Origin of the sequence: Microcystis sp. LE19-10.1B (genome assembly GCF_027530565.1) — a bacterium.
GTDB lineage: Bacteria > Cyanobacteriota > Cyanobacteriia > Cyanobacteriales > Microcystaceae > Microcystis > Microcystis aeruginosa.
This window is the reverse complement of the sequence record NZ_JAPZQM010000735.1, coordinates 1-7,163: the sequence shown is the minus strand read 5'-3', so window position 1 is coordinate 7,163 and position 7,163 is coordinate 1. Positions and strand designations below refer to the sequence as shown.

At 42.1% G+C, this 7,163-nt stretch carries 8 protein-coding genes and 1 pseudogene; 4 read left to right on the top strand and 5 right to left on the bottom strand.

The window, feature by feature from the left end:
- Window positions 1–134 precede the first annotated feature (134 nt).
- The 4 genes from O9332_RS26395 to O9332_RS26380 all read right to left on the bottom strand — a co-directional run bounded on the left by O9332_RS26395 (window position 135) and on the right by O9332_RS26380 (window position 4,001).
- The gene (locus O9332_RS26395) at window positions 135–824 is read right to left on the bottom strand and encodes a potassium channel family protein (protein WP_079210125.1); all 690 of its coding nucleotides are present in this window, start codon (window positions 822–824) and stop codon (window positions 135–137) included.
- 88 nt (window positions 825–912) lie between these two features.
- Window positions 913–2,247, bottom strand: a complete 1,335-nt coding sequence (locus O9332_RS26390; protein ID WP_002758562.1) for a TrkH family potassium uptake protein — start codon at window positions 2,245–2,247, stop codon at window positions 913–915.
- Window positions 2,248–2,256: 9 nt separating this feature from the next.
- Complete coding sequence (locus O9332_RS26385; RefSeq protein WP_147072712.1) at window positions 2,257–3,405, bottom strand: glycosyltransferase family 4 protein; 1,149 nt, start codon at window positions 3,403–3,405, stop codon at window positions 2,257–2,259.
- 440 nt (window positions 3,406–3,845) lie between these two features.
- A complete protein-coding gene (locus O9332_RS26380) occupies window positions 3,846–4,001 on the bottom strand; it encodes a DUF2256 domain-containing protein (RefSeq protein ID WP_071825010.1) in 156 nt (51 codons plus the stop codon).
- Between the two features lie 36 nt (window positions 4,002–4,037).
- Here O9332_RS26380 and O9332_RS26375 point away from each other — a divergent pair, with 36 nt between their 5' ends.
- Both O9332_RS26375 and O9332_RS26370 read left to right on the top strand, forming a co-directional pair.
- Window positions 4,038–4,838 (top strand): RNA methyltransferase, encoded by an 801-nt coding sequence (locus O9332_RS26375; RefSeq protein ID WP_288028014.1) that lies wholly within the window; start codon window positions 4,038–4,040, stop codon window positions 4,836–4,838.
- A gap of 27 nt (window positions 4,839–4,865) precedes the next feature.
- Window positions 4,866–6,047 (top strand): serine hydrolase, encoded by a 1,182-nt coding sequence (locus O9332_RS26370; protein WP_288028012.1) that lies wholly within the window; start codon window positions 4,866–4,868, stop codon window positions 6,045–6,047.
- A 230-nt stretch (window positions 6,048–6,277) separates the two neighbouring features.
- Here the strand turns inward: O9332_RS26370 and O9332_RS26365 are convergent, their stop codons facing one another.
- Complete coding sequence (locus tag O9332_RS26365; RefSeq protein WP_002758558.1) at window positions 6,278–6,544, bottom strand: glutaredoxin family protein; 267 nt, start codon at window positions 6,542–6,544, stop codon at window positions 6,278–6,280.
- Window positions 6,545–6,552: 8 nt separating this feature from the next.
- On the opposite strand from O9332_RS26365, the gene O9332_RS26360 reads away from it, so the two are divergent.
- Both O9332_RS26360 and O9332_RS26355 read left to right on the top strand, forming a co-directional pair.
- Complete coding sequence (locus tag O9332_RS26360; RefSeq protein WP_002758556.1) at window positions 6,553–6,792, top strand: hypothetical protein; 240 nt, start codon at window positions 6,553–6,555, stop codon at window positions 6,790–6,792.
- A 160-nt stretch (window positions 6,793–6,952) separates the two neighbouring features.
- Window positions 6,953–7,163 (top strand): annotated as a pseudogene (locus O9332_RS26355) (Uma2 family endonuclease); the annotation flags it as partial.

Below are 7,163 nucleotides of genomic sequence, written 5' to 3'. Positions count from 1 at the left end.
GGGCATACCGGAACCTTTGGGCTCGATCCAATAAACGCTTGGGGAGAGAATACCTCTACTTTTTCAGAAGCAATTCTGTCTAAGCAAGTAATCTCTGTGAACCAAGAATCCCCGTCTCTTTAGAGCGGGGAGTGTCAAATCGGTAAACGCTGAATATCTCGGTTAGAACCAATCACCACCATGGCTAAATCCTTGTATAATCTTTCTTGGGGATTGGGGTTAATCTTGAATTTTTCCGCATTACCGACAGCGACAATATTTAACCCATAACGATTACGAATTTCTAACTCTGCTAGGGTTTTACCGTGAAAAGCTTCCGGGACTTTTAACTCGACAATACTATGTTCGGGATCGAGATCAAATCGTTCTAAAATTGATGGTCTAGTTAAACGGTGCGCTAACTCACAACCAGCATCGTATTCGGGAAAAACTACTAAATCTGCACCAACTTTTTTGAGTAATTTTCCATGGATTTCTGTGGAGGCTTTAGCGGCGACAAAATTAACCCCCGCTTCCTTACAATTGAGAGTAGTAATGATACTTTCTTCCACGTATTTACCAATAGCGACAATCACCGTATCGGTTTCAAAAATTCCCGCTTCTCGCAGGGCGTTAGGTTTGGTAGAATCAAGCTCGATCGCATTATCTACTATTCGATCGGATAACGCTTGTGCTACTAATCCTTCGTCAATATCTGTCGCTACCACTTGATAACCTTGTTTGCGTAAGGTTTCACAGACGGCGCGCCCAAATCTGCCTAATCCGATGACGGCAAATTGACGATTTTGGGGACGCATACTACTAAAAAATTTAATTGATTGCATAATTTGAAGTTAAACTGTTACGCATTTAAAATGCTAGTGTCAATGAGTGAGGAGACAGGAGAAACTGATAACTGATAACTGATATTAATTATCCCACTAAAAGGTTTTCTTCGGGGTAATTAATAACTGTTGGTTTCGGATCGCCGATGATAGCCGCTATTAAAAGTATAACTCCTACCCGTCCCAGATACATCATAAAAACAATAATTAACTTAGAAATCGGCGATAAAGCGGCGGTTATCCCCATAGATAGGCCGACAGTTCCAAAGGCAGAAACTACCTCAAAAAACAGCTGAATCATTTGAAAATCTGTCTCCACAAATGAGATGGCTAGGGTGGAGACAATAATCGCTATAACCGAACCAAAAACCACCGCCATTGACTTTAAAATTAACGGCATAGGAATGCGTCTTTGATAAAGAGTCACTTCTTCACGACCTCTTAAAACCGAGCGAGTACAATTATATAAAATCCTAACAGTTGTGGTTTTAATACCTCCCCCTGTACCGCTAGGACTGGCTCCTATAAACATGAGAGCCATGGTAATTAATAAACCTTCTACGGAAATTTTACCAATATCAATGGTATTAAATCCGGCTGTTCTCGATGTTACCGATTGGAACCAAGCGGCCAGCAATTTATCTTTAAGTGATAAATTAGCTAAAGTGTCACCATTTCCCTGTTCAGTAAGTAAAAAAGCCAAGGTTCCTATCACTAATAAAAATATAGTTGTGCTGATAGCAACTTTATAGTTAAGGGAAAAAACAAAGCCTTTTCGTTTATATTGAAAGCGGTAAATAAACCAAGTGTAAAACTCGATAATTACTTGATAACCGATACCTCCAAAAACGATCAATCCTGTGATAGCTAAGTTAATAATAATTGAGGATTGATAGGACATCAAGTTATCTTTAAACAAGCCAAAACCCGCATTATTCCAAGCACTAATACTATGAAATAAAGATAACCACACTGCATATCTAAAATCATACTTTTGGGCGAAGACAGTTAACATAACCAAAGTTGCTGTTAACTCAAAAACTAGAGTAGTAGCAATCACTGATTTCATTAAACTTTGACTACCTTGTAGGAAAGGTCGATCGAAGGATTCTTGAATCGCTAACTTCTGTCTCAGGTCAAATTTTCGCCCAATTAATAACATTAAAAAAGTGGTAGTGGTCATATAACCCAAACCTCCCACTTGCACTAATAAAGCAATAAATAATTGACCCCAAAAAGAAAAATAAGTCCCCGTATCTACTACTGCTAAACCCGTAACACAGACAGCAGAAGTGGAGGTAAAGAGGGCAACAATTGGGTCATTCCAAGTGCCGCTAGTGGTAGAAACAGGCAACATCAACAGGGAAGTTCCCGCTAAAATTACCGCAATAAATCCCAAGCAAATTGTCCGGGCAATCGTCATATAAATTCCTTAGTGAAAGTAGCTAAGAGAAGATTGTTTTTTGGCTAACACTTCTTGATAAACTAACTGTAAGCGATCGATATTTTTGCTGAGACTGTAAGAGTCTAAAACTCTTTGACGGGCTTTTTGTCCGAAAATTGTTGTTAATTCGGGATGATCTCGTAATACGGGCAAGAGAGTTTTTAATTGGGTAATTAGTCCTTTAGTATCTAGAACTATTCCCGCACCTTTTAACACTTCCCCATCGGCCCCCACATCCGTAGCCAGACAAGCAACACCGCAGGCCATCGCTTCCAAGAGGGAAATCGATAAACCTTCCACTAATGAGGGCAAAATAAAGCCGTCAACCCCGCGCAAAATTTCAATTCGTTTATTTTCATCGCCGATAAAACCTAACCAGATAATACCATCTTCTTCTCCATAAAAAGGTTTAAGGGAAGGAGTTAACGGACCATCGCCCACAATGAGCAGTTTGCATCTATCACCTAAACTGGTTTTTTTCCAAGCTTTCAATAAAGATTCTACATTTTTCTCCGGCATGATCCGACCGAGATAAACAAATAAACAATCGGCATTATATTGAGCTTTAATATTCGAGGGTCCTGGACAATACTTATTAACATCAACCCCATTGGGAATAATTGCTAATTTTTCTTCGGGAACTCCCAATTTAACTAAAAAATCCCGTTGAGAGGTGGAAAAAATAATTACTTTATCGTAATTAGCTAAAAAAGGGGCGTGTAGTTGGTAGGTTAATAATTGGGTACTAGAGATGAGATTGCGAATTTTACTATCAAAAGCCGGGTGAAAAGTCGCCACCAGAGGCAAATCTAAAGACTCACAAATTTCCGGTAGCAGAAAATCGAGGGGAGACAGGGGTAAGGACGCATGAACTAGATCGGGTTTCAGTTCCCTGAGCTTATCCTGTAGAACCCGACTCGATTTCAGGGTGGGAATAGTATAGACTTGGGAACTATAGAGACGTGGCAGGGTGATTTCGTCGTAAAAGTCGGGCCAATCGCTGACAGTGGGTTTTTCGGAAGAAAAATGCAGAAAACTGACTTGATAATCTCGATCGAGCAGGGAATTAGTCACTTCTCGCCCATAGGTAACGTTACCGCAAAAAGGAGATTTTTTTCCTAACCAGGCAATGTGCATTGAGATTCTCTTAAGAAAAAGTTAATTTAGCCAAATATCAGCTTACTAAATTAGCCGTAAAATTAAAAGCTAATAGAGTACCTAAAACAATAGACCTCTTGCAGAAATCAAAAATCGTTGTTAGGGTTAGGAGTCAGTAGCCAGTAGTCAGTAGTCAGGAGAATTAAAAATGAGCATTAATCAATTAAATGGTCTATTTACAGATTTTATGCCATTTAATCCTTATTTTTGCCGTTTTTGAACCATGAAAAATTAATTATGCAAGAGGTTTAATTAATTATCCATCTAAACCGTCAGCCCTCAGTCGAACGCTTTTTCACCGGATTAGTAAACAGTGAACTAAAAACTCAAATCTGATCCCTGATAAGCTGTCTCCTGTCGACCGTCTCCTGTCGACCGTCTCCTCACCTAAGGGAAGATTTTTGCTGTTTGCAGGAGATCTACTGATTCACCGAGGACTTGCGACGACGACAGCGTTCTGAACAGTATTTGACCTCATGCCAACAGTTTTGCCACTTTTTGCGCCAAGTAAAGGATAAACCGCAAACGGGACAAATTTTACTGGGAAGATCGGACTTCGATATCTGACGTGCCATGATTAAAATTAAAAAGTCAAAAACTGCGCCTTATCTATGAGTGTAGATGAAAATAATCAGAGTTCCCCACGTGATCGCCTGAGAATTATTTTAGTTGAACCAGCCGGAGCCTTAAATGTGGGTTCCACTGCCAGAATTATGCGGAATATGGGCTTAAGTCGCTTAATTATCGTCAATCCCGCCTGTGATATCCTTGCAGAAGAAGCGCGACGCATGGCAGTACACGGAATTGAAGTCCTAGAAAACTGTTCACGGGTAGCCACCCTTGGGGAAGCTTTGCAGGGTTGTCATCGCATCATTGCCACCACCTCGAAACCCCGTCACCTGAATACTCCCCTCGAAACACCCCGGGCTGCTTTACCCTGGTTACTCACCCCTAACCTGGAATCGGCCTTAATTTTCGGGCCAGAAGACCGGGGTTTAAGTAACAGCGAACTGAACCACGCCCAGCGTTTTGTCGGTATTCCCGCTAATCCTCAATATTCCTCCCTTAATCTGGCCCAAGCGGTGGCGGTTTGCTCCTACGAACTGTACCAAATGGCGACGGAAAATAGGCTCGAACCCCCGTTAGAAACGCTCCCCAATGCCACTTTTGAGGCTCTAGAAGGCTATTATCAGCACTTGGAGAGCTTTTTGCTCAAAATTGGCTATCTTTACCCCCACACCGCCGCCGCTAGGATGGAGAAATTCCGGCAATTTTATCATCGGGCCCGGCCCACGGTGGAGGAATTAGCCCTGCTGCGGGGCATTATCGGTCATATTGAAAGTATCGGGCAACTTTTTCTCGGTCTTGATAGTCTCAAGGGCAAGAAAAAAAATTCTCCTAGCGATCGATAATAAATCTGGATACCCTTGAGGAAAACCGTGACTCGTCAAGTAACTCGTCGTCCTACTAAAGTCCAATCTGGCCCTGGGTCCCCTAGGGCCATGGACTTAAACAACAAAAAAAAGTCTTTACCGGTTAAAAGGGCAAAAAAACAGCGTAAAACTAACCTAATCGCCTCTTTTCTCCTTCAGGTTCTTCGCTTCTCTATCCTTGGTGTCGGTTTAGGTGCGATCGCTGGTACGGTTTTAACGGTGGTGGATCCAAGCAAATTACCCCTACACCCAAAACCCACCGCTACTAATTCCCCGACTCCCCAACCCGTCACCCCAAAACCGACCACCTTAGTTTTCAACGAAAATCTCAGCAGCCTCAACCAGAAATTACAGGCTTTAGCGGTCAAATATCCGAAATTACAGGCGGGAGCTTTATTTATTGACCTCGATAACGGTGCTTACGCTAATTTTCGAGAAGATACTATTTTTGCTGCCGCTAGTACGATTAAAATCCCGATTCTGGTGGCCTTTTTTGAGGATGTGGATGCGGGGAAAATTCGTCTCGATGAAACCCTTGTGGCCACTAAGGATGTCCTGGCCAGTGGGTCCGGGGATATGCAGTATCTAGGAGTGAATAAAACCTATACTGCCCTAGAAACCGCCACTAAAATGAACGTAATTAGCGATAATACCGCTACTAATATGTTAATTAAGCGCATGGGCGGCAAAAAGGCTCTTAATCAGCGTTTTCAAGCTTGGGGTTTGACCAGTACGGTAATTAATAACCCTTTACCAGACTTGGAAGGAACCAATACCACAAGTCCGAGAGATTTGGTGACAATCTTAGGAAAAGTTAATCAAGGGGAATTACTCAGTTTACGTTCCCGCGATCGTCTATTAAATATTATGCAGGAAACGCGCACTCGCACCCTGCTGCCCCAAGGTATCGAGAAATCCGCCGATATTGCCCATAAAACCGGTGATATTGGCTCGATGTTAGCGGATGCGGGGATTATTGATATGCCCAACGGGAAACGCTATCTAGGAGCAGTGATGGTGAAACGTCCCCACAATGATAGTAACGCTAGGACTCTGATTCAACAAATATCGCGCACGGCCTACCAACACTTTAAATGGTATCAAACTCAACCGGCAGCCAAACCGCAACCAGTCGCCCAGTCTTCTCCCTCTCCTAGTCCAGTCGTTAGTCCTAGTCCGGGTAATTAGGGTTTGCGGCAAAAAGTTTTTCGTGGGGGTAGGGTGTGGGGTGTGGGGTGTGGGGTGTGGGGTGTGGGGTTTTACCCATTTTCAGGTGGTCAATTACCTAATTTTCAGGGAAAAAGTCCAGGAATTTTGCCCCCGATCCCCGCAATGGCTGGCACTTTTTGAGGGAAAAAAAGTCTAAAAGTCTTATCCAACAAGGTTTTTAGATTTATTAAGCAAACCCTAATTAGCCCCTAGGTTAAATTATTGGCTAAAAGATGGGCCAATTGTTCGGCATTTGCCCGGGGGGAAAGACGAGGAAGGATTTTTTCCCCCGTGGCCAGTTTTTGACAGAGGACGGGGATTTCGTACTGATAAGCGTTAAACCAATCCTCTCGACTGGTAATGTCCCTAATTTCTAACTGCCACTCCGGTTGACGGATTTTTTCTAGTTTCTCTAGCAACCCTTCGCAAAGATGACAGTCCGGTTTACTGTATAAAATTAGTTCTATGGTAGTCATAAATATTTATGTTCATTACCTCCACGATTAGTCTCTCATCAACAATTCTACAAACTCCCACACCCACACCGACTTTAAATAATAATTTAGTTAATTCAGGTTCTCAAGATCTAGTCTATATCGGTGTGTTTCTTCTGGCAATCACCCTAGTCATTGTTATTGGTATTATCAATCAAAAAATTGAATACGCTCTCATTTTTGCCGCCACTCTCACTGCTATTTTAGTTGCTTTCTTCTGGTTTTTATAAGTCCTTCAACCAAGGGGATTGAGGTGATGGTCATTCTGACTTCCCCGACCGACTCCTAACACCCTATATACAAGCAAAACGATCGGACTTATAATATAATTGTATTGATTGTCCCTTGTTGCTAGAATCACCCCAAATTGACTCAATGGGTTTATAAACGATGACAACCCTAGATATTGCTACCGATATTGTCTGTCCTCCCACCGATTTATGGAGTGATGAACCACCCGTGGAAAGTGATCTGCATTTACAACAAATTATTTTATTATTATCTTGTCTTGATTGGCTCTGGCAAGATAGAAACGATTACTATGCCTCGGGCAATTTGACTATTTATTATAACGAAAGACAACTGAAACAGCGAGATTTTT

Excerpts from the sequence above, each read along its gene's own strand:
- O9332_RS26395 (WP_079210125.1), bottom strand. The coding sequence starts at position 824 with ATGCAATCAATTAAATTTTTTAGTAGTATGCGTCCCCAAAATCGTCAA.
- O9332_RS26390 (WP_002758562.1), bottom strand. The coding sequence starts at position 2,247 with ATGACGATTGCCCGGACAATTTGCTTGGGATTTATTGCGGTAATTTTA.
- O9332_RS26385 (WP_147072712.1), bottom strand. The coding sequence starts at position 3,405 with ATGCACATTGCCTGGTTAGGAAAAAAATCTCCTTTTTGCGGTAACGTT.
- O9332_RS26380 (WP_071825010.1), bottom strand. The coding sequence starts at position 4,001 with ATGGCACGTCAGATATCGAAGTCCGATCTTCCCAGTAAAATTTGTCCC.
- O9332_RS26375 (WP_288028014.1), top strand. The coding sequence starts at position 4,038 with ATGAGTGTAGATGAAAATAATCAGAGTTCCCCACGTGATCGCCTGAGA.
- O9332_RS26365 (WP_002758558.1), bottom strand. The coding sequence starts at position 6,544 with ATGACTACCATAGAACTAATTTTATACAGTAAACCGGACTGTCATCTT.
- O9332_RS26360 (WP_002758556.1), top strand. The coding sequence starts at position 6,553 with ATGTTCATTACCTCCACGATTAGTCTCTCATCAACAATTCTACAAACT.